Source organism: Pseudomonas grandcourensis (genome assembly GCF_039909015.1).
GTDB lineage: Bacteria > Pseudomonadota > Gammaproteobacteria > Pseudomonadales > Pseudomonadaceae > Aquipseudomonas > Aquipseudomonas grandcourensis.
Window position 1 is genome coordinate 5,600,252 of record NZ_CP150919.1, and the last position, 21,102, is coordinate 5,621,353.

The following is a 21,102-nucleotide window of genomic DNA, read 5'->3' on the forward strand; positions in this document are numbered from 1 at the left end:
CCCGTTTATGACGAAAAGTGCTCTGAAACCACTTTGACAATCATTCTCGTTAACATTAAGATCCATCAAAATTGAGTCACAATCAGCGACGGTCCTTCCTTATGTATGTTTGCCTCTGCACTGGCGTCACCGACGGTCAAATCCGCGATGCGATCTATGAAGGATGCTGCAGCTACAAGGAAGTCCGTGTGGCTACCGGCGTTGCCAGCCAGTGCGGCAAATGTGCCTGCCTCGCCAAGGAAGTGGTCCGCGAGACCCTGACCAAACTGCAATCGGCCCAGGCTGCAATTCCTTTTCCAGCAGAATTTACAGCCGCTTAAATATCGAATTTCAAAGAACCGGATATATGTCCGGTTTTTTTATGCCTCAAAATCAACTAGTTATGCTCTAGACGCGGAACACAAACATTCTTATTCCGATTAATTTTCATATAAGTTTCAATAACTTAGGTTTGACACCATTAAGTACCCGGCTCAAACTCTGCTCTATTGACAGCTAATACAGGGCAGGACCCCATCATGAAAGGCGACGTTACAGTCATCCAGCATCTCAACAAGATCCTTGCCAATGAGCTGGTCGCGATCAATCAATATTTTCTGCATGCGCGCATGTACGAAGATTGGGGCCTGAACAAACTCGGCAAGCACGAGTACCACGAATCCATCGACGAGATGAAGCACGCGGACAAGCTGATCAAGCGCATCCTGTTCCTTGAAGGCCTGCCGAACGTCCAGGACCTGGGCAAGCTGCACATCGGCGAGCACACCAAGGAAATGCTGGAGTGCGATCTGCGTATCGAAAAAATCGGCCATGCCGATCTGAAAGTAGCCATCGCGCATTGCGAAACAGTCGGCGACTTCGGTAGCCGTGAACTGCTTGAAGATATCCTCGAATCCGAAGAAGAACATATCGACTGGCTGGAAACCCAGTTGGGCCTGATCGATAAAGTGGGTCTTGAGAACTACCTGCAATCGCAGATGGGCGAAGACGAGTAAGTTCTACGCCATTAATCTCGATGTAATAAAAAGCCCCGCTCTCTGCAATAGAGGCGGGGCTTTTTAATGCCTCCCGTAGGAGCAAGCTTGCTCCTACGGGGACCGAGTCAGGCTTCGGACTTGTTGGCAGCAGCGGCTTCGACAGCAGCCTTGATGGTGGCTTGCAGCGAACCGTCAGCAGCCATTTCAGTCATGATGTCGCTACCGCCGACCAGCTCACCGCCGACCCACAGTTGCGGGAAAGTTGGCCAGTTGGCGTATTTTGGCAGGTTGGCGCGGATTTCCGGGTTCTGCAGGATGTCCACATACGCAAACTTTTCGCCACACGCCATCACGGCCTGCGCGGCTTTCGCGGAAAAGCCGCACTGCGGGGCATTCGGCGAGCCTTTCATGTAAAGCAGAATGGTGTTGTTGGCAATCTGCTCTTTAATCGTTTCGATGATATCCATGGAGCACCTCGGCTGAACTTTCCGACTCATGGGTCGGCACGGTGGCGCATTGTAACGGAAAGCCGAGCGCCCTGCTCGGTCTCTCCGTCTGACTGATTCAAGCCGCCGCCACGGTTACCGGCACACCATTGAGTGCAGCATTTCCCGACAACTCGTCAAGCTGGCAGTCGTCGGTCAGGTCGTTGGCGCTTGAGCCCGGCTGGCTGCTGGCAATCGACATTTGCACACCCGGCCGCGCGTGTCCCCAGCCGTGAGGCAGGCTGACCACGCCTTTCATCATGTCCAGGCTGCCAAGCACTTCGACTTCGATCACACCCACCCGCGAGCTGACCCGAACGCGCTGCCCGTCGCTGAGCCCGCGACTGGCCAAGTCGTCCGGATGCATCAGCAACTGGTGACGTGGCTTGCCTTTCACCAGCCGATGATAGTTATGCATCCATGAGTTGTTGCTGCGCACATGCCGGCGACCAATCATCAACAACTCGTCGGCGGCCGGCGCCTGCAAGGCTGCGAAGCGCGCCAGGTCAGCGAGAATCGCAGCCGGGGCGGCCTGGATGCGTTGATTGGCAGTCTTCAGGCGGGACGTCAGGTTAGGCTTGAGCGCGCCCAGATCGACGCCATGGGGATAATCGAACAAAGTCGCCAGCGACAGCTTGTGCTCTGAATTGTCGCCGTACATTCCCATCCGCAGGCCGCGATCGATCATTTGCGCCGGGGCGATGGTGGGCTTCAACTCTTTGCCGGTCCTGGCGGCAAATGCCTTGGCCAGGCCGACGAAGATCTCCCAGTCGTGCAATGCACCCTGGGGTTTTGCGAGGATGGCGCGATTGAAACGGCTGACGTTGCGTACTGCAAACAGATTGAAGGTGGTGTCGTAATGGTCGTTTTCCAGCGCCGATGTGGATGGCAGGATCAGGTCGGCGTAACGCGTGGTTTCATTGATGTACAGGTCGATGCTGACCATGAACTCCAGCCCGTCCAGCGCCTGCTCAAGCTTTCGGCCATTGGGCGTGGACAGCACCGGATTACCCGCCACGGTGATCAACGCCCGGACTTGCCCTTCCCCTTCGGTGAGCATCTCTTCGGCCAGCGCCGAGACAGGTAGTTCTCCGGCGTATTCCGGGCGCCCGGAAACCCGGCTCTGCCACAGATTGAAATGCCCGCCCGAAGTCGTCGCCACCAGGTCCACTGCTGGCTCAGTGCACAAGGCACCACCCACGCGATCGAGATTGCCGGTGACCAGGTTGATCAACTGCACCACCCAGTGGCACAGCGTACCGAAGGCCTGGGTCGAAACGCCCATGCGGCCATAGCAGACTGCACTCGGTGCCGCGGCGAAGTCCCGCGCCAACTGGCGGATCTGTTCGGCCGGTACGGAGCATAACGGGCTCATGGCCTCGGCAGTGAACGGCGCGACGGCCTTCCGTACATCCTCCAGGCCGTCCACCGGCAGATGGCTGTCGCGGGTCAGACCTTCAGCAAACAAGGTATTGAGCAGGCCGAACAACAGCGCAGCATCACCACCCGGGCGCACGAACAGATGCTGGTCGGCAATCGCCGCCGTTTCACTACGGCGCGGATCGACCACCACCACCTTGCCGCCCCGGGCCTGTATCGCCTTCAAGCGTTTCTCCACATCCGGCACGGTCATGATGCTGCCGTTCGAAGCCAGTGGATTGCCGCCCAGGATCAGCATGAAATCGGTGTGGTCGATGTCCGGGATCGGCAGCAACAGACCGTGGCCGTACATCAAATGACTGGTCAGGTGATGGGGCAATTGATCGACAGACGTCGCGGAAAAACGGTTGCGGGTTTTCAACAGGCCGAGGAAGTAATTGCTGTGGGTCATCAGCCCGTAATTGTGCACGCTCGGGTTGCCTTGATAGACCGCCACGGCGTTTTGCCCGTGACGCTCCTGAATGACGGCGAGGCGTTCGGCGACCAGATTGAATGCCGCTTCCCACCCGATGGGCTGCCACTCATTGCCCACCCGCTGCATCGGCTGATGCAGGCGATCCGGATCGTTCTGAATGTCTTGCAGGGCCACGGCCTTGGGGCAGATGTGCCCACGGCTGAACGCGTCCAGGGAGTCGCCCTTGATCGACGTGATCTGGACGTTACCGCCGACCTCGGTGGTTTCGATGGTCAGGCCACAGATGGCTTCGCACAAATGGCACGCACGGTGATGGAGAGTCTTGGTCATGGCCAGTCTCTGTCTTGTTATGGGCGGGCAATGTTGGCCGCGGAAACAAAACTATGGCGCCAGAGCCGCCGCCACGCCAGCGACGTTCGTCTTGTGAATCGAGGGCTATCAGGCCAGCCGATGGCCGCCCGAGTTCAGTTCGAAGGCAGCCTGGGCGGCGCCTGCAACTGAATTTCCTGAAGGTTTTCAATCGGCCCGTGGGGGCCATGCACGCCTGTCAGCTCGCCGATCAGGCGCCAGTGTTCGTCGAGCCCGACGCGGATGAACGACAAGTCAAAAACCGACTGTCAGCGCACCATTGCCGCCCAGCCTGATTGCCAAGCCCCGAGGGGCCGGTGTACAAATGAACCGCTGCTATCAGGAAACAGGCTTCAAAAGCGCTACCTCGGTAACCCCGTAGCACCTCTGAAACTCCCTAAAAACTGTAGCCCTATTGGTAAGACGCGACATTTAATTATAAGATCGCGCCTTCCCCTATTTCGTCGCCCCGTGCGGCTTACGCCGCAGGTCTCGCCCGTTGTTCCGTTAAACAAGGCTTTGAGCATCTGCGGTTTGTAGCAAAAGGTAGTCAATGATGAGCGCAAGGCACTTTCTCTCCCTGATGGATTGCACGCCCGAAGAGCTGGTCAGCGTGATCCGTCGAGGCGTTGAGCTCAAGGACCTGCGTAACCGCGGCGTACTGTTCGAGCCTCTGAAAAACCGCGTCCTGGGGATGATTTTCGAGAAATCCTCGACCCGTACCCGGATCTCCTTCGAGGCCGGCATGATCCAGCTCGGTGGCCAGGCGATCTTCCTGTCGCCCCGCGACACCCAACTGGGCCGTGGCGAGCCGATCGGCGACGCCGCCATTGTCATGTCGAGCATGCTCGATGCGGTAATGATCCGTACGTTTTCCCACAGCACTCTGACCGAATTCGCCGCCAATTCGCGCGTCCCGCTGATCAATGGCCTGTCCGATGACCTGCACCCGTGCCAGTTGCTGGCAGACATGCAGACCTTCCTCGAACACCGCGGCTCCATCCAGGGCAAGACCGTGGCCTGGATCGGCGACGGCAACAACATGTGCAACAGCTATATAGAAGCGGCGATCCAGTTCGACTTCCAGTTGCGCGTTGCCTGCCCGGAAGGCTACGAACCCAACCCGGTGTTCCTGGCCAAGGCCGGCGATCGGGTCACCATCGTTCGCGATCCGAAGGACGCCGTGCGTGGTGCGCACTTGGTAAGCACCGACGTCTGGACCTCCATGGGCCAGGAAGAGGAAACCGCCAAGCGCCTGCAACTGTTCGCACCGTACCAGGTCAACCGCGCCCTGCTCGACCTGGCCGCTGAAGACGTGCTGTTCATGCACTGCCTGCCGGCGCACCGTGGCGAGGAAATCAGCGTCGACCTGCTCGATGACAAGCGCTCGGTGGCCTGGGATCAAGCCGAAAACCGTCTTCATGCGCAAAAGGCCTTGCTCGAATTCCTCGTTCCGCCTTCGTACCACCACGCATGAGCCAGCCATTACTGCTTAACCTGCGCAACCTCGCCTGCGGTTATCAAGACCAACGCGTGGTGCAGAACCTCAACCTGCACCTGAACGCAGGCGACATCGGTTGCCTGCTGGGCTCTTCGGGCTGCGGCAAGACCACCACCCTGCGGGCGATTGCCGGTTTCGAGCCGGTACACGAAGGCGAAATCCAGCTGGCTGGCGAGACCATCTCCAGCGCCGGTTTCACCCTCGCTCCGGAGAAACGTCGCATCGGCATGGTGTTCCAGGACTACGCGCTGTTTCCGCATTTGAGCGTGGCCGACAACATCGCCTTCGGCATTCGCAAGCATCCGCAAAAGGACCGCGTGACCGAAGAGCTGCTGGAACTGGTCAACCTGAAGAACCTCGGCAAGCGGTTCCCCCACGAGCTGTCCGGTGGCCAGCAGCAACGTGTCGCCCTGGCCCGCGCCCTGGCGCCGGAACCGCAACTGCTGCTGCTCGATGAACCGTTCTCCAACCTTGATGGCGAGTTGCGCCGCAAGCTCAGCCATGAAGTACGCGACATCCTCAAGGCCCGTGGCACCAGCGCGATTCTGGTGACTCACGACCAGGAAGAAGCCTTCGCGGTCAGCGACCACGTTGGCGTGTTCAAGGAAGGTCGCCTGGAACAGTGGGATACGCCCTACAACCTGTATCACGAACCGCTGACACCCTTCGTGGCAAGTTTCATCGGGCAGGGCTATTTCATTCGCGGTCAGTTGAGCAGCCCCGAATCGGTGCAGACCGAGCTGGGTGAGTTGCGCGGCAATCGGGCCTACACCTGGCCGATAGGCGGCGCCGTGGATGTACTGCTGCGCCCGGACGATATCGTCTATGCGCCGGACAGCGCACTGAAGGCGCGAATTGTCGGCAAGACGTTCCTGGGTGCATCGACTCTGTATCGCTTGCTGTTGCCGACAGGCGCACAGCTGGAATCGATCTTCCCGAGCCATGTCGATCGTCAGGTTGGGGCGGAGGTGGGTATTCGTGTCGCGGCTGAACACCTGGTGCTGTTCCAGGCGTCCGGTAGCACGGCGGCGCAGATTCCTGCGGCTGAATCCGGTGTCCGCCGCTACAGCACCGCTAACTGAACAACACAATCCCTGTGGGAGCGAGCTTGCTCGCGATGGCGTCGGATCAGTCGACATTACTTTTGACTGGCACACCGCATTCGCGAGCAGGCTCGCTCCCACACTGGATTTGCGTTAACCCAGCATCAGCGTTCCGCTCGCCACGAGCGTCGCATTCCCGCCGATCTTCACTCGATCGCCTTCCAGGCGACAGAACAATTCCCCACCCCGCGCCGAACGCTGAAAAGCCGTCAGGCTCGACTTGCCCAAACGCTTTGACCAGTACGGAATCAGAAGGCAATGGGTCGATCCGGTCACAGGGTCTTCATTGATACCGATTGCCGGGGCGAAGTAGCGGGAAACGAAATCGTGCTGCTCGCCCCGCGCCGTCACGATGGCGCCCAACCATGGCAGTTTCGCCAGGGCCACCATGTCCGGCTTGCAGTCGAGCACGGCTTGCTCGGACTCCAGCACCACAAACAGCTCATTCGAGCCCAGCACATCGACGGCCTCGACGCCGAGGGCACGCTCGACATCCAGGGTCACGCCGATTTCCGAGGGGATGATCGACGGGAAATCCAGCCACAGGCGACCCCCTTCACGGGTGACGCTCAACGGGCCGGATTTGCAGGTGAAGTCCAGTCGCTCGACCGGCTCTTTATAGATCTCGAACAGCACATAGGCGCTGGCCAGCGTCGCGTGACCGCACAATGGCACCTCGGTGGTCGGCGTAAACCATCGGATGTGCCAGCCCTGCCCTTCACGCACGACAAACGCCGTTTCGGCGAGGTTGTGCTCGGCGGCAATCTTTTGCATCAACTCATCGGCGAGCCAGGTATCGAGCCGATAGACCATCGCCGGGTTGCCGCTGAATGGCTGATTGCTGAACGCGTCGACCTGATGAAATTCAAGCTGCATAACCTTCTCCCTTTGTCAGACCGCCGAGCATGCCGCGCTGGCCCGGCCGGCGCCAGTGACAGAGCTGGCTGATTTTCACCATACAGCGCTGCTCTTGGTCTTCAAGCGCGGCCGATATCGGCAAACTTCGCCTGGGTGTGTTCGGCCAGCACCGCCGGTGCCAGTTCGACTTCCAGCCCACGTCGGCCTGCACTGACAAAAATGCTGGCAAAAGGCTGGGCCGAATTATCAATGAAGGTACGCAAACGCTTTTTCTGCCCCAGCGGACTGATCCCGCCCAACAGATAACCAGTAGAGCGCTGCGCTGCCGCCGGGTCGGCCATTTCGACCTTTTTCACGCCCGCGGCGTGAGCCAGCCCCTTCAAGTCCAGGCTGCCGACAACCGGTACCACGGCCACCAGCAGTTCGCCCTTCTCGCTGGCCGCCAACAAGGTCTTGAACACCTGCGCCGGATCGAGCCCGAGTTTTTCCGCCGCTTCCAACCCGTAGGAGGCGGCCTTCGGGTCATGTTCGTAACTGTGTACGCGATGTTCGGCCCGAACCTTTTTCAACAAATCCAATGCGGGGGTCATGACAGCTCCAGACTGGGCGGCAGAAGAAAAATACTGCACCGGATTCTAGGACATTGATCGTTAAAAGGCTCTACGGCGGCGCATCCATGACGCCATTGCCTGGCCATCCCATTGCGCAACGACTCATTCATTCATGCAACGAATAGTTTTTTTGTGACCGACGGTTCACTTTCGACCTTTGACATCAGCGTTTCTTGTCTATATTTTTTCGTTTCTGAAACTGTACGAAACGTCCTACCGCTGCACCCAGCAGTAAACCGCGACCAGGATGGGGATCCTGCCTCGGCGAAAACCGCGCTCCGACCATGATGGAAAAAAGCGCCAGACAACAAAAAAAATGAGGTTTCAATGACAACTGCTTTACAACAACCGTCGCTCTCGAGCCAATGCATGGCCGAGTTTCTGGGTACGGCGCTGCTGATCTTTTTTGGTACAGGTTGTGTTGCCGCGCTCAAGGTCGCGGGTGCCAGTTTTGGCTTGTGGGAAATCAGCATTATCTGGGGCGTCGGCGTCAGCATGGCGATCTACCTCACCGCCGGAGTTTCCGGTGCTCACCTGAACCCTGCCGTCAGCATTGCCCTGAGCATTTTCGCGGACTTCGAAAAACGTAAATTGCCTTTCTACGTATTCGCCCAAGTGGCGGGCGCCTTCTGTGGAGCGCTGTTGGTCTATACCCTCTACAGCAATCTATTCTTCGAATTCGAACAAACTCACCACATGGTTCGCGGCACTCAAGCCAGCCTCGAATTGGCCTCCGTGTTTTCCACCTTCCCGAATCCTGTGCTGACCACCGCCCAGGCATTCTTGGTCGAGGTGATCATTACGGCCATCCTGATGGGCGTGATCATGTCCCTGACCGACGACAACAATGGCCTGCCCAAAGGTCCGCTGGCACCGCTGCTGATCGGCCTGCTGATTGCGGTGATCGGCAGTTCGATGGGGCCGCTGACCGGTTTTGCCATGAACCCTGCGCGGGACTTCGGCCCTAAACTGATGACTTTCTTCGCTGGCTGGGGTGAAATTTCCTTCACTGGCGGACGCGATATTCCGTATTTCCTGATTCCTGTTTTTGCACCGTTTGTCGGTGCCTGCCTCGGTGCCGCCGCCTATCGCGGGTTGATTGCCCGCCATCTGCCCAGCGCCGTACCTGCTACAAAGGAAGCAACAGCTGCCATTGACGGCAAACCCAGAACTTCTTGATACCGTTGGCGCGTGCCCTGCCCTTTGATCGCGCGCCAGACCTCACTCCCTTATTTCGTCCAAGGCAATCGACATGACCGACACACAGAATAAGAACTACATCATTGCCCTCGATCAGGGTACGACCAGCTCCCGCGCGATCATTTTCGACCGCGACGCGAATGTGGTCTGCACCGCCCAACGGGAGTTCGCACAGCATTACCCGCAAGCCGGCTGGGTCGAACACGATCCGATGGAAATCTTCGCCACCCAAAGCGCCGTGATGGTCGAGGCCCTGGCGCAAGCCGGCCTGCACCACGATCAGGTAGCCGCCATCGGCATCACCAACCAGCGCGAAACCACCGTAGTCTGGGACAAGAACACCGGCCGGCCGATCTACAACGCGATCGTCTGGCAGTGCCGACGCAGCACCGAGATCTGCCAGCAACTCAAGCGCGATGGCCACGAGCAATACATCAGCGATACCACCGGCCTGGTCACCGACCCGTACTTCTCCGGCACCAAGCTCAAGTGGATCCTCGACAATGTCGAAGGCAGCCGCGAGCGCGCGCGCAACGGTGAACTGTTGTTCGGCACCGTCGACAGCTGGCTGATCTGGAAATTTACCGGCGGCAAGGTGCATGTCACCGATTACACCAACGCTTCGCGCACCATGCTCTTCAACATCCACACCCTGGAGTGGGACGCGAAGATGCTGGAGCTCCTCGACATCCCGCGCGAAATGCTGCCGGAAGTTAAATCGTCCTCGGAAATTTATGGTCGTACCAAAAGCGGCATCGCCATCGGCGGTATCGCTGGCGACCAGCAAGCCGCCCTGTTCGGCCAGATGTGCGTCGAGCCAGGCCAGGCGAAAAACACCTACGGCACTGGCTGCTTCCTGTTGATGAACACCGGCGACAAAGCGGTGAAATCCCGACACGGGATGCTCACCACCATCGCTTGCGGCCCACGTGGCGAAGTGGCCTACGCGCTGGAAGGCGCGGTGTTCAACGGCGGCTCTACCGTGCAATGGCTGCGTGACGAACTGAAGATCATCAACGACGCCCACGACACCGAATACTTCGCCAACAAGGTCAAGGACAGCAACGGCGTGTACCTGGTGCCGGCCTTCACCGGTCTTGGCGCCCCCTACTGGGACCCGTATGCCCGTGGCGCACTGTTCGGCCTGACCCGCGGTGTACGCGTGGATCACATCATTCGTGCCGCACTGGAGTCGATTGCCTACCAGACCCGCGACGTGCTCGACGCCATGCAACAGGACTCCGGCGAACGTCTCAAGGCCCTGCGAGTGGACGGCGGTGCAGTGGCGAACAATTTCCTGATGCAATTCCAGGCCGACATCCTCGGCACACAGGTCGAGCGCCCGCAAATGCGTGAAACCACGGCACTGGGTGCGGCTTACCTGGCAGGCCTGGCCTGTGGCTTCTGGGGCAGCCTGGAAGAGTTACGCGGCAAGGCCGTGATCGAGCGCCAGTTCGAGCCGACGCTGGATGAAACGGCGAAGGAAAAACTCTACGCTGGCTGGAAAAAAGCGGTCAGCCGCACACGTAATTGGGCGGCTGAAGACGAGGCCGAATAAACCGGGATACGGGCTCGTATCTGTATGTAACTGGTAGGGAGCGGATTCCTGCGGCATCATGGGCAAATTTTGCACGGCAGCCCAAAGGACGCCCCATGAATCTGCCTCCCCGTCAGCAGCAAATCCTCGAACTGGTCCGCGAACGCGGCTATGTCAGCATCGAGGAAATGGCCACGTTGTTTGTTGTTACCCCGCAGACCATTCGCCGCGACATCAATCAGCTCGCGGAAGTCAATTTGTTGCGTCGCTACCACGGCGGCGCGGCTTACGACTCCAGCGTTGAAAACACCGCCTACGCCATGCGCGCCGATCAGATGCGCGATGAGAAACAGCGTATCGGCGAAGCCATTGCCGCGCAGATTCCCGACCATGCCTCGTTGTTCATCAACATCGGCACGACCACCGAATCCATTGCCCGGGCACTGCTCAACCACAGTCACTTGAAAATCATCACCAACAACCTGCACGTCGCCTCCATGCTCAGCGCCAAGGACGATTTCGATGTCCTGCTGACTGGCGGCAACGTGCGGCGCGATGGTGGCGTGGTGGGTCAGGCCAGTGTCGACTTCATCAACCAGTTCAAGGTCGACTTCGCCCTGGTCGGCATCAGCGGCATCGATGAAGACGGCAGCCTGCTGGACTTCGACTATCAGGAAGTGCGGGTATCCCAGGCGATCATCGCCAATGCCCGGCAAGTGATCCTCGCAGCCGACTCCAGCAAGTTCGGGCGCAACGCCATGATTCGCCTGGGGCCGATCAGCCTGGTCGATTGCCTGGTCACCGATCAGCAGCCTTCCCCGGCGCTGGCGCAGCTGTTGAACCAGCACAAGGTTCGGCTGGAAGTCGTTTAACCCCTTTCCAGTTTTAAAAGATCGCAGCCTTCGGCAACTCCTACGGATGCACTCAATCCTGTAGGAGCTGCCGAAGGCTCGGTCCGCGCTCGGGCGATCTTTTGCTTTTATGTTCGTAAATTTTCCTTTAACGGCCCTTCGATGAGTATTTTCAATCGAAGCTGACTGGCTGCGCGCGTCTTTATGGGCTAGTATTTTCGCAAATGAACATTAATGTTCGAATTCAAATACAGAACATCAAAGAATTCCGAGGCCGTGCCGATGCCCACTTCCACCTTGCCTACGCCCCCTCTCGCCGAGGTCTACGATATCGCCGTCATCGGTGGCGGGATCAATGGCGTGGGGATCGCAGCGGATGCCGCCGGACGCGGTCTCTCGGTGTTCCTTTGTGAAAAGGATGACCTGGCCAGCCATACCTCGTCGGCCAGCAGCAAGCTGATCCACGGCGGCCTGCGCTACCTCGAACATTACGAGTTCCGCCTGGTGCGTGAAGCCCTGGCCGAACGTGAAGTGCTGTTGGCCAAGGCTCCGCACATCGTCAAGCAAATGCGTTTCGTATTGCCGCACCGTCCGCACCTGCGCCCGGCGTGGATGATTCGCGCCGGTCTGTTCCTCTATGACAACCTGGGCAAGCGCGAGCAACTGCAAGGTTCGAAAAGCCTGAAGTTCGGCCCCGACAGCGCGTTGAAAAACGAGATCACCAAGGGGTTCGAATATTCCGATTGCTGGGTCGACGACGCGCGCCTGGTGGTGTTGAACGCCATGGCCGCCCGGGAAAACGGCGCCCACGTTCACACCCAGACCCGCTGCGTCAGCGCGCGTCGCACCAAGGGCCTGTGGCACCTGCATCTGGAACGCGCCGATGGCAGCCTGTTTTCGATCCGCGCCAAGGCATTGGTCAATGCGGCCGGCCCTTGGGTCGCCAAGTTCATCCGCGATGACTTGAAGATGGAATCGCCCTACGGCATCCGCCTGATCCAGGGCAGCCACCTGATCGTGCCGAAACTGTACGAAGGCGAACACGCGCACATTCTGCAAAACGAAGATCAGCGTATCGTGTTCACCATTCCGTACCTGAATCACTTCACCCTGATCGGCACCACTGACCGCGAGTACACCGGCGATCCGGCGAAAGTGGCAATTACCGACGGAGAAACCGATTACCTGTTGAACGTGGTCAACGCCCATTTCAAAAAGCAAATCGGCCGCGACGACATCCTGCACAGCTATTCCGGTGTGCGCCCGCTGTGCAACGACGAATCCGACAACCCGTCGGCCGTAACCCGCGATTACACCCTGGCACTGTCTGGCACTGGCGAAGAGGCTCCGTTGCTGTCGGTGTTCGGCGGCAAGCTCACCACCTATCGCAAACTGGCCGAGTCAGCGCTGGCGCAACTGGCACCCTACTTCAAGCACATCAAGCCAGGCTGGACCGCCAGCGCCACGTTGCCGGGCGGTGAAGACATGACCACCCCGCAAGCCTTGAGCTCGCGTATCCGCGACAAATTCGACTGGGTACCGAGCGAGATCGCGCGCCGCTGGGCGACCACCTACGGCAGCCGCACCTGGCGCATGCTCGAAGGCGTACAGGACCTCAGCGATCTGGGCGAGCACATCGGCGGCGGTCTCTACTCCCGCGAAGTCGACTATCTGTGCAGCGAAGAATGGGCCACCAGCGCCCACGACATCCTCTGGCGTCGCAGCAAGCTCGGCTTGTTCACGACAGTGGCCGAGCAGGAAAAGCTCAAGGACTACCTGAACAAGGTTGAACAGAATCGCAGCAAGATCGAAGCGGCCTGATCGGTCACCGGCATAAACAAAAGCCCCTGAATCTCACGATTCAGGGGCTTTTTCGTATCGATGGATTTCAGTCGCGCAAATCCGATTCATGAATGGGCTGCTCACGGTGAGTCGCCCGCTGATATTGCGCCGGCCATACGGCCTTGTGCCCTCCCAAATCGTCATCCGCGTGCAGCGCCCAGTACGGATCGCGCAACAACTCACGAGCGAGGAAGATGATGTCCGCCTGACAGGTGCGCAGGATGTGCTCGGCCTGGGCCGGCTCGGTGATCATGCCAACCGTGCCGGTGGCCATGCCCGACTCCTTGCGCACACGTTCGGCGAAGCGGGTCTGGTAACCCGGCCCTGTGGGAATCTCCGCATTCACCGCCGTCCCGCCTGACGAGACGTCGATCAGGTCGACCCCCAGGGCTTTGAGGCGGCGTGCCAGCTCCACCGTTTCATCGGGGTTCCAGCCGTCTTCCACCCAGTCGGTGGCCGAGACCCGGACAAACACCGGCAACTCTTCAGGCCACACCGCACGCACCGCTTCGGTGACCTGCAGCACCAGCCGAATACGATTTTCGAACGAACCGCCATATTGATCGCGACGCTGATTACTCAACGGCGACAGGAACTGATGCAGCAGGTAACCATGGGCCGCGTGCACTTCGACCACCTTGAAACCGGCCGTCAGTGAACGCTTTGCCGCATCGACAAAGGCCTGGATGACCTTGGCGATCTCGCCGTCATCGAGTTGACTGGGCTGGGTGTGCTGTGGATCGAATGCAATAGGTGAAGGGCCGACCGGCACCCAGCCGCCCTCATCGGGCTTGACGCTGCCATGTTTGCCGAGCCACGGCCGGTAGGTGCTGGCCTTGCGCCCGGCATGGGCCAGTTGAATGCCGGCAACGGCGCCTTGGGCGGTGATGAAGCGGGTGATGCGTTGCAGGGGTTCGATCTGTTCGTCATTCCACAGACCGAGGTCCTCGGCCGTGATGCGCCCGTCGGCGGTGACCGCCGTGGCTTCGGTAAACACCAGCCCGGCCCCGCCGACTGCGCGGCTGCCGAGGTGGACCAGGTGCCAGTCATTGGCCAGGCCATCTGCACTGGAGTACTGGCACATCGGCGATACCGCGATGCGGTTGGGCAGGGTCAATTGGCGAAGGGTAAAGGGTTCAAGCAGCAGACTCATGGGGCACCTCTCGAATCAGTGGGCAGGCTCCAGGTTCTGTTTGAATAGTCGACGAGTGACAGGAAAAAGGTGCAACACCCGCCCCCGCGGGCAAAAAATTCGACAAGACGTCACAAGGCCAAAATCAAGCAGTGCTTAGAGCCTAGTCGACATCGAGGGATGTCGCCCCCTTGTAGGAGCGAGCTCGCTCCTACAAGTGTGGGGTCAACGCGGTTCGATGTGGGCAATCATCAGTTGAACCGTCTCGTTGCCGCGAAACTCGTTGAGGTCGAGCTTGTAGGCCAGTTCCACCCACTTGATGGTCGGATTCGGCCAGATGTCGCGGTCGATCCCGAAGGCAATGCCGTCGAGTTTCACCGAACCACATTCACTTTTGAGCACGACTTTAAGGTGCCGCTCGCCAACGACGCGCTGCTCGACCAACTGGAACACCCCGTGAAACAAGGGTTCCGGGAAGTGCTGCCCCCAAGGGCCGGCATGCCGCAGGGCACGGGCCAGTTCCAGGTGGAACTCTTCCACCGCCAGGGTACCGTCCGACAACAGGCGGCCGGTCAGGTCTTCTTCGCGCAGTTGCCGGCGCACTTCAGCGTCAAAGGCTTCGGCGAACAAGGGGAAGTTCGCTTCCGGCAGCGTCAGGCCGGCCGCCATCGCGTGGCCACCATACTTGGTGATCAGATTCGGATGCTGCGCCGCCACCACGCTCAAGGCGTCGCGGATGTGAAAGCCCTGGACCGAACGCCCCGAGCCCTTGAGCAAGCCATCCCCGGCATCGGCAAAGGCGATGGTCGGGCGGAAATAGCGCTCTTTCATCCGTGACGCGAGGATACCGATGACACCCTGGTGCCACTCGGGATCGAACAGGCACAAGCCGAACGGCATCGACTCCACCGGCAGATCCTTGAGCTGCGCCAGCGCTTCGCGCTGCATGCCTTGCTCGATGGATTTGCGATCCTGGTTCATGCCGTCCAGTTGCGCCGCCATCTCACGGGCCAGACCTGCGTCTTCGGTCAGCAGGCATTCGATGCCCAGGCTCATGTCGTCCAGGCGCCCTGCGGCGTTCAGGCGCGGGCCGACAATGAAACCCAGATCGGTGGAGGTGATGCGCGCATGATCGCGCTTGGCCACTTCGAGGATCGCCTTGATCCCCGGCCGGGCGCGTCCGGCGCGAATCCGTTCCAGGCCCTGATGCACCAGAATCCGGTTGTTGGCATCCAGCGGCACCACGTCGGCCACGCTGCCCAGAGCCACGAGGTCGAGCAGTTCGCCGATATTCGGCTGCGGCTTGCTTGTGTACCAGCCCAGCTCGCGCAACCGCGCACGCAGGGCCATCAGCACATAGAAAATCACCCCGACACCGGCCAGCGCCTTGCTCGGAAACTCGCAACCTGGCTGGTTCGGATTGACGATGGCATCGGCCAGCGGCAGCTCGTCGCCGGGCAAGTGGTGATCGGTAACCAGCACCTTGAGCCCGGCCTTTTTTGCCGCTGCCACGCCTTCGACGCTGGAGATGCCGTTGTCGACGGTAATCAGCAAATGCGGCTGACGCTCAAGCGCCACCGCGACGATTTCCGGTGTCAGGCCGTAGCCGTAGTCGAATCGGTTGGGCACCAGGTAATCGACATGTGCCGCCCCCAGCAAACGCAGGCCCAGCGTGCCCACGGTACTGGCCGTCGCGCCGTCGGCATCGAAGTCGCCGACGATCAGGATGCGCTGACGCTGTTCGAGCGCAGTCACCAGCAGATCCACGGCGGCATCGATGCCCTTGAGTTGCTGGAACGGAATCAACCGCGCCAGGCTCTTGTCCAGTTCTGCCTCGGACTGCACGCCCCGCGCCGCGTACAGGCGGGTCAACAGCGGTGGAATATCACCGAGAAATGGCAGGGTGTCGGGCAGCTGGCGAGGTTCGATGCGCATGGGGTGAAAGATGCTTCTCTTCAATACGTAGGATAAAACCGGGTGACGCGGGGCAGCGGTGAAAAATCAGCCGCGCTCACCGGTCAGCCACTGCAACTGGACTTCGTGCTGACCACGGTCGTCGGTGACGAAGATCGTCCCTTCGCTGATCATCACGTCCCACTTGATAACCCGGGGCATGTCTTTGGCCAGGGTTTCCAGGACTTCCTGAGGCACGGCAGCGATGTTGACGTTCTTCAGGTTTTTCACCGCCGGCACCACTTTGCCTTCCCACACGCGCAGGCTGCCATAGGCCAGCAGACTGGTGCGTTCAGTGCGGCGCGAGCACCAGGTCAGGCGCTCGGCATCCGGCTGGCCGACTTCGATCCAGTGCAGGACGCGGTCATCCAGGCTTTTTTCCCACAAGGCCGGTTCATCCACTTCCGACAGACCACGGCCAAACGACAGCTGCTCGTTGTACCAGAGGGCGTAGGCCAGCAGGCGCACGGTCATGCGCTCTTCGGTTTCCGAAGGGTGACGGGCGATGGTCTGCTTCACGCTCTCATAGACGCTGCGGTCGAGGTCGGTGAGGTTCAGTTCAAATTTGTAGGTCGTGGACGGCTGGGCCATGAACGGGCTTCTTGATACGAGGAAAGGCGGCAAGTCTAACCGATGCGACGGGCAATCCACGAATTGAACACAATCAAGCTGGAGCGTCGGACAGTCGGCTATGCTAAAACGCTCTATTCGCCCAACTTTTGCCCCACAGGATCCAGCATGCCGTTCACCGCCAAACCGCTTTCCGGTCTGAAAGTCATCGAATTGGGCACCTTGATTGCCGGCCCGTTTGCCTCGCGTATTTGTGCGGAATTCGGTGCCGACGTGATCAAGATCGAATCCCCGGACGGCGGTGATCCATTACGCAAATGGCGCAAGTTGTATGAAGGCACTTCGTTGTGGTGGTTCGTCCAGGCCCGCAACAAAAAGTCCCTGACACTCAATCTCAAACACCCCGACGGTCTGGCGATCCTGAAACAGCTGCTGGGTGAGGCAGACATCCTGATCGAAAACTTTCGTCCCGGCGTCCTGGAAAAGCTCGGCCTGGGTTGGGACGTCCTGCACGCCCTGAACCCGAAACTGGTCATGGTGCGGCTGTCGGGTTTCGGCCAGACCGGCCCGATGAAAGACCAGCCCGGCTTTGGCGCGGTCGGTGAGTCCATGGGAGGCCTGCGCTACATCACCGGTTTCGAAGACCGGCCACCGGTGCGTACCGGCATTTCCATCGGCGACTCGATTGCCGCGCTCTGGGGCGTGATTGGCGCGTTGATGGCCCTGCGTCATCGCGAAGTCAACGGCGGCCAGGGGCAAGTGGTGGACGTAGCGCTGTACGAAGCCATCTTCGCGATGATGGAAAGCATGGTCCCGGAGTTCGACGTGTTCGGCTTCATCCGCGAACGCACGGGCAATATCATGCCGGGCATCACTCCTTCCTCGATCCACACCAGTGCCGATGGCAAGCACGTGCAGATCGGCGCCAATGGCGATGCGATTTTCAAACGTTTCATGCTGATCATTGGCCGGGAAGACCTGGCCAACGACCCCCAGCTTGCCAGCAACGATGGCCGCGATGCCCGACGCGACGAGATTTATGGCGTCATCGATCGCTGGGTCAATTCGTTGCCGCTGGACAGGGTGCTGGCGCAGCTCAAACAGGCCGAGGTGCCGGCCAGCCGGATCTTCAGCGCCGAAGACATGTTCAATGACCCACAGTACCTGGCGCGGGAAATGTTCCTGCAAGCCAAGCTGCCGGACGGCAAAGACTTCAAGATGCCGGGCATTGTGCCGAAACTCTCAGAGACACCCGGAGAATGTGAATGGGTCGGGCCACAACTGGGTGAGCACAACGCACAGGTACTCCAGGAACTTGGCTATGACGCGACGCAGATCGCACAGTTGCGCAAAGACGGAGCCATCTGAACTGAGGCGCCGGCCTGCATGGGTCATTGGGCACTGCCCGTCACGCGGCGGGTGGCTGCTGTGCGTGCTGGCGATTTCGCTCCTGCTCCTTGAGCCGGTCCCCTCTGCCCTGGCTCAACCCTGGGAGACCCTGATCTGGCTCAAGCGCGACCTGCCGCCGCTGACAATCTTCGACGGGCCGAAAAAGGGCCAGGGCGTTATCGATCAACTGCTTCCACTGTTGATTGCCGGCATGCCGCAATACCAGCACAGCGTGATGAGGGTCAATCGCGCCCGTGGATTGCAAATGCTCCACGAACCTTCCCTCGTCTGCGACGCGGCGCTGAACTGGAGCAAGGAACGGGAACAGTGGATCGCCTTTTCCATCCCGGTCTTCCGCGCCATGAGCAATGGCCTGGCCGTGCGGCGCGTCGATCAGAAAGTGCTGGCCCCCTTTATCAAGGACGGCGAAGTGGATCTGGCAGCGCTGCTTGCCAGCGGCGGCGAAAAACTGGGGATTATTGCCGAGCGCAATTACGGCGAGTTCCTCGACGGACTGCTCAAGCAAGCGCCCGCCGACGCGCTGACCGCTCATTACGGTAACGACGCCTTGGGCAGCCTGCTGCAAATGCAGCGCCTGGGGCGCTTGCGCCTGCTGTTGGGTTATCGCCCGGAAATTCGCTACCAGGCCTCGCTGCAAGGCATCGCCGAGGATGAGCTGCAGTTCTATCCGATTCGCGGCACGGGCAAATACCTGTCCGGCTACATCGGTTGCACCGACACACCAAAGGGCCGGCAGGCCATAGTCGAGATCAACCAGGTGCTGCGCACCCTTCCCCGTGAACGCCTTGACGAGGCCTACGCCGCCTGGCTGGATCCGGAGAGTCGCAATGATTACCTGAAAGACACCAAGGCGTTTTTCGACAATCTGGCACAACCCTGACAAATCCCGGGCAAAAGAAACCCCGAGAAGTGGGGAGACGACTCGGGGTTAAACGTGGTCTGTTTGGAGACCAGTAGCAGCAAGCTACAAGCACCGGAGCACAATGCTTGATCCTGCTGTTACAAGGTCTGACTGACCTGGGCGCGGGAAGGTTCCCACAAAAATCCGTTCAATTGCGGCTGGCCAGCAGCTTGTCCTGCGCCGCATTGCGCAATGCCGCGATGACACAAGGCTCAAGGCGTCCTTCAGCGATCAGCACGTCGCGATGCAATCCGTCGACCACATCCGTCAGCAGGCGTTTGTCATCCAACTGAGCCTGATTGAACTCGCGCTCGACCACAGTCGCGCCGATAGCATTCTTCAGGGTCACCCGGCATTCGCCACGAATGCCTGACGGGGTCAACGTGACCTGATACGGGCTCAGCGCTTCACCGAGCAACAGACTGATACTTTCCATCCCGATCACCACTCAATAGTCCGAAAACAATGTGCCTGGGGCATGCCTACAACAAATGACCGCTGGCCCGAGAAGAAAGTTCTGGATACCGACCGCAGGCGAACCTGCAACCCAGTCAAGTGAGCATGCACGGCGAACATGACAGAGAAAAAACGCCACCATCACGTCTGTCGGGTACGCCGGGCGATGTCGGCCCAGCCTCCCAACAATCCTCGGAGCTGGCCATCGGCCGTGTAAAACGGCACGGTCCACTGGTAGATATCCCTGACACCGTCCTTGAACATCAATTGACGCTCGAAAAAGCGCGTCCTTCGTGTACTCAATTGCGCCATGTACTCGGCATGCAGCAGTTCCGCGGTTTGTCTGGGCATGGCATCGATCTCGATCAACTGCCGCCCCTGCATCCGGTCAAAACGCGTCGACAAGGCGTCCTCATAACTTTTGTTGCACATGATCAAGCGCCCTTGCAGATCACGGACAAACATCGGGTCAGGCATTGCATCCATCAGGGCATGCTGGAATGCGAGCTGATCGCGCAGGCTGCTTTGGGCCTCGACCCGTTGCCTGACCACCACCGCCAACCGCCGATTCCAGAGCAGGGACAACAGCCCGAACAGGCTGACCACCAACACGCCCCAGCAAACCCACTGGTCAATCCGCTGCCAAAAGCCAGGCGCCTGCGGTACGGTAGCGCCGCCGAACCACTTCCGGCGAAGGTCGCGCAACTCCTGTTCAGGAAACGCCTCAAGCGCCTTGTTGAGGATACTCAGCAGCTGCGGCTGGCCTTTACGCACCGCCAGATAATCCGCATCCCATTTGCCCGGCACCACGGCACCGATCTGCAGCCGGCCCGACGGAATAAGCTGGGCGCCGATTTCGCTTTCGATGGTGGCGTAGGCTTCGCCGCTTTCCACCCAGGCACGGGCTTCGGCGTAGGTTTTAACCGAGCGCAACTCGATGGACGGATAATTGCGACGTATCATCGCTTCCAGTGCATGCCGGGTCGGCAGCACCAGCACCCGCTTCGTCATATCCTCCAGCGCCTGCACCGGCGGTGCCCCGGCCTGCCCGACAAAGACCCATCCTGCACCGCCGTACGCATGGCTGAAATCCAGAAACGCCTTGCGTTCGTCATTCATCGCCAGGGTCGTACTCAAATCCGCGGTGCCGCTTTCCAGATGAGCCAGCATCTGATCGGTGGAAAAAGACTCTTGGTAAACGAACTGCAACCCCGTCATGTCACTGATGCGTTTGAGCAGGTCACTGTTCAAGCCCGTCCATTGGCCATGTTCATCCTTGAACAGGTACAACGGGTATTCCAGCGCTGTGACCACGACCCGTGGATGGCTGGCCATCCATTGCAACTCCTGGTCATCCAGCACCACCATTGAACGTGCAACAGACTTACCTCGCTCCTGAATCGATGCAGGGCTCGCCCCTCCCCATTCGGCGATTCCCAGCATGCCGAATAAAAACAGCCAGCGTGCGACTGGCTTGAACACACTTGTAAACAGCATTCCCACGTCCTTGGT

19 protein-coding genes and 1 pseudogene are annotated in these 21,102 nt (G+C 59.6%); 10 read left to right on the forward strand and 10 right to left on the reverse strand.

The window, feature by feature from the left end; genetic code table 11:
* Nucleotides 1-101: 101 nt before the first annotated feature.
* On the forward strand, nucleotides 102-320 hold the full coding sequence (locus AABM52_RS25080; protein WP_095943830.1) for a bacterioferritin-associated ferredoxin: 219 nt from the start codon (nucleotides 102-104) through the stop codon (nucleotides 318-320).
* 198 nt (nucleotides 321-518) lie between these two features.
* Entirely contained in the window at nucleotides 519-995 is a 477-nt protein-coding gene (bfr, locus tag AABM52_RS25085) for a bacterioferritin (RefSeq protein WP_223447882.1), read from the forward strand.
* 107 nt (nucleotides 996-1,102) lie between these two features.
* Here the strand turns inward: bfr and grxD are convergent, their stop codons facing one another.
* The 3 genes and pseudogenes from grxD to AABM52_RS25100 form a co-directional block, all read right to left on the reverse strand.
* A complete protein-coding gene (gene grxD / locus AABM52_RS25090; RefSeq protein ID WP_064679482.1) occupies nucleotides 1,103-1,444 on the reverse strand; it encodes a Grx4 family monothiol glutaredoxin in 342 nt (113 codons plus the stop codon).
* 97 nt (nucleotides 1,445-1,541) lie between these two features.
* Complete coding sequence (locus AABM52_RS25095) at nucleotides 1,542-3,647, reverse strand: molybdopterin oxidoreductase family protein (RefSeq protein WP_347908788.1); 2,106 nt, start codon at nucleotides 3,645-3,647, stop codon at nucleotides 1,542-1,544.
* A gap of 134 nt (nucleotides 3,648-3,781) precedes the next feature.
* Nucleotides 3,782-3,919: pseudogene (locus AABM52_RS25100) on the reverse strand (hypothetical protein); the annotation flags it as partial.
* 302 nt (nucleotides 3,920-4,221) lie between these two features.
* Here AABM52_RS25100 and argF point away from each other — a divergent pair.
* Both argF and AABM52_RS25110 read left to right on the forward strand, forming a co-directional pair.
* A complete protein-coding gene (gene argF, locus AABM52_RS25105; RefSeq protein WP_347908790.1) occupies nucleotides 4,222-5,142 on the forward strand; it encodes an ornithine carbamoyltransferase in 921 nt (306 codons plus the stop codon).
* Entirely contained in the window at nucleotides 5,139-6,248 is a 1,110-nt protein-coding gene (locus AABM52_RS25110) for an ABC transporter ATP-binding protein (protein WP_347908792.1), read from the forward strand. Before argF ends, AABM52_RS25110 begins: the two co-directional genes overlap by 4 nt.
* 114 nt (nucleotides 6,249-6,362) lie before the next feature.
* Here AABM52_RS25110 and AABM52_RS25115 read toward each other — a convergent pair whose 3' ends face one another.
* Both AABM52_RS25115 and ybaK read right to left on the reverse strand, forming a co-directional pair.
* The gene (locus AABM52_RS25115; protein WP_347908794.1) at nucleotides 6,363-7,145 is read right to left on the reverse strand and encodes a PhzF family phenazine biosynthesis protein; all 783 of its coding nucleotides are present in this window, start codon (nucleotides 7,143-7,145) and stop codon (nucleotides 6,363-6,365) included.
* A 101-nt stretch (nucleotides 7,146-7,246) separates the two neighbouring features.
* The gene (gene ybaK, locus AABM52_RS25120; protein WP_007971306.1) at nucleotides 7,247-7,717 is read right to left on the reverse strand and encodes a Cys-tRNA(Pro) deacylase; all 471 of its coding nucleotides are present in this window, start codon (nucleotides 7,715-7,717) and stop codon (nucleotides 7,247-7,249) included.
* 348 nt (nucleotides 7,718-8,065) lie between these two features.
* Here ybaK and AABM52_RS25125 point away from each other — a divergent pair, with 348 nt between their 5' ends.
* The 4 genes from AABM52_RS25125 (at nucleotide 8,066) to glpD (ending at nucleotide 13,147) form a co-directional block, all read left to right on the forward strand.
* Nucleotides 8,066-8,917, forward strand: coding sequence for an MIP/aquaporin family protein (locus AABM52_RS25125; protein WP_347908796.1), 852 nt, complete (start codon nucleotides 8,066-8,068; stop codon nucleotides 8,915-8,917).
* A 73-nt stretch (nucleotides 8,918-8,990) separates the two neighbouring features.
* Nucleotides 8,991-10,496: a glycerol kinase GlpK gene (gene glpK, locus AABM52_RS25130; protein WP_347908798.1), complete on the forward strand. Its 1,506-nt coding sequence runs from the start codon at nucleotides 8,991-8,993 to the stop codon at nucleotides 10,494-10,496.
* A gap of 95 nt (nucleotides 10,497-10,591) precedes the next feature.
* The gene (locus tag AABM52_RS25135) at nucleotides 10,592-11,347 is read left to right on the forward strand and encodes a DeoR/GlpR family transcriptional regulator (RefSeq protein WP_347908800.1); all 756 of its coding nucleotides are present in this window, start codon (nucleotides 10,592-10,594) and stop codon (nucleotides 11,345-11,347) included.
* Nucleotides 11,348-11,608: 261 nt separating this feature from the next.
* A complete protein-coding gene (glpD, locus tag AABM52_RS25140) occupies nucleotides 11,609-13,147 on the forward strand; it encodes a glycerol-3-phosphate dehydrogenase (RefSeq protein ID WP_347908802.1) in 1,539 nt (512 codons plus the stop codon).
* Between the two features lie 67 nt (nucleotides 13,148-13,214).
* On the opposite strand, the gene AABM52_RS25145 is transcribed toward glpD, so the two are convergent.
* The 3 genes from AABM52_RS25145 to AABM52_RS25155 form a co-directional block, all read right to left on the reverse strand.
* The gene (locus AABM52_RS25145) at nucleotides 13,215-14,321 is read right to left on the reverse strand and encodes an NADH:flavin oxidoreductase/NADH oxidase (protein WP_347908804.1); all 1,107 of its coding nucleotides are present in this window, start codon (nucleotides 14,319-14,321) and stop codon (nucleotides 13,215-13,217) included.
* A gap of 204 nt (nucleotides 14,322-14,525) precedes the next feature.
* Nucleotides 14,526-16,235, reverse strand: a complete 1,710-nt coding sequence (gene recJ / locus AABM52_RS25150) for a single-stranded-DNA-specific exonuclease RecJ (protein ID WP_347908806.1) — start codon at nucleotides 16,233-16,235, stop codon at nucleotides 14,526-14,528.
* A 66-nt stretch (nucleotides 16,236-16,301) separates the two neighbouring features.
* On the reverse strand, nucleotides 16,302-16,844 hold the full coding sequence (locus tag AABM52_RS25155; RefSeq protein ID WP_095965475.1) for a YaeQ family protein: 543 nt from the start codon (nucleotides 16,842-16,844) through the stop codon (nucleotides 16,302-16,304).
* A 147-nt stretch (nucleotides 16,845-16,991) separates the two neighbouring features.
* Here AABM52_RS25155 and AABM52_RS25160 point away from each other — a divergent pair, with 147 nt between their 5' ends.
* A complete protein-coding gene (locus AABM52_RS25160; RefSeq protein WP_347908808.1) occupies nucleotides 16,992-18,191 on the forward strand; it encodes a CaiB/BaiF CoA-transferase family protein in 1,200 nt (399 codons plus the stop codon).
* Nucleotides 18,145-19,113, forward strand: coding sequence for a TIGR02285 family protein (locus tag AABM52_RS25165; protein WP_347908810.1), 969 nt, complete (start codon nucleotides 18,145-18,147; stop codon nucleotides 19,111-19,113). Before AABM52_RS25160 ends, AABM52_RS25165 begins: the two co-directional genes overlap by 47 nt.
* Nucleotides 19,114-19,282: 169 nt before the next feature.
* Here AABM52_RS25165 and AABM52_RS25170 read toward each other — a convergent pair whose 3' ends face one another.
* Both AABM52_RS25170 and AABM52_RS25175 read right to left on the reverse strand, forming a co-directional pair.
* Complete coding sequence (locus tag AABM52_RS25170) at nucleotides 19,283-19,570, reverse strand: DUF3509 domain-containing protein (protein WP_347908812.1); 288 nt, start codon at nucleotides 19,568-19,570, stop codon at nucleotides 19,283-19,285.
* A gap of 161 nt (nucleotides 19,571-19,731) precedes the next feature.
* Nucleotides 19,732-21,087 (reverse strand): transporter substrate-binding domain-containing protein, encoded by a 1,356-nt coding sequence (locus AABM52_RS25175; RefSeq protein WP_347908814.1) that lies wholly within the window; start codon nucleotides 21,085-21,087, stop codon nucleotides 19,732-19,734.
* Nucleotides 21,088-21,102: the final 15 nt, after the last annotated feature.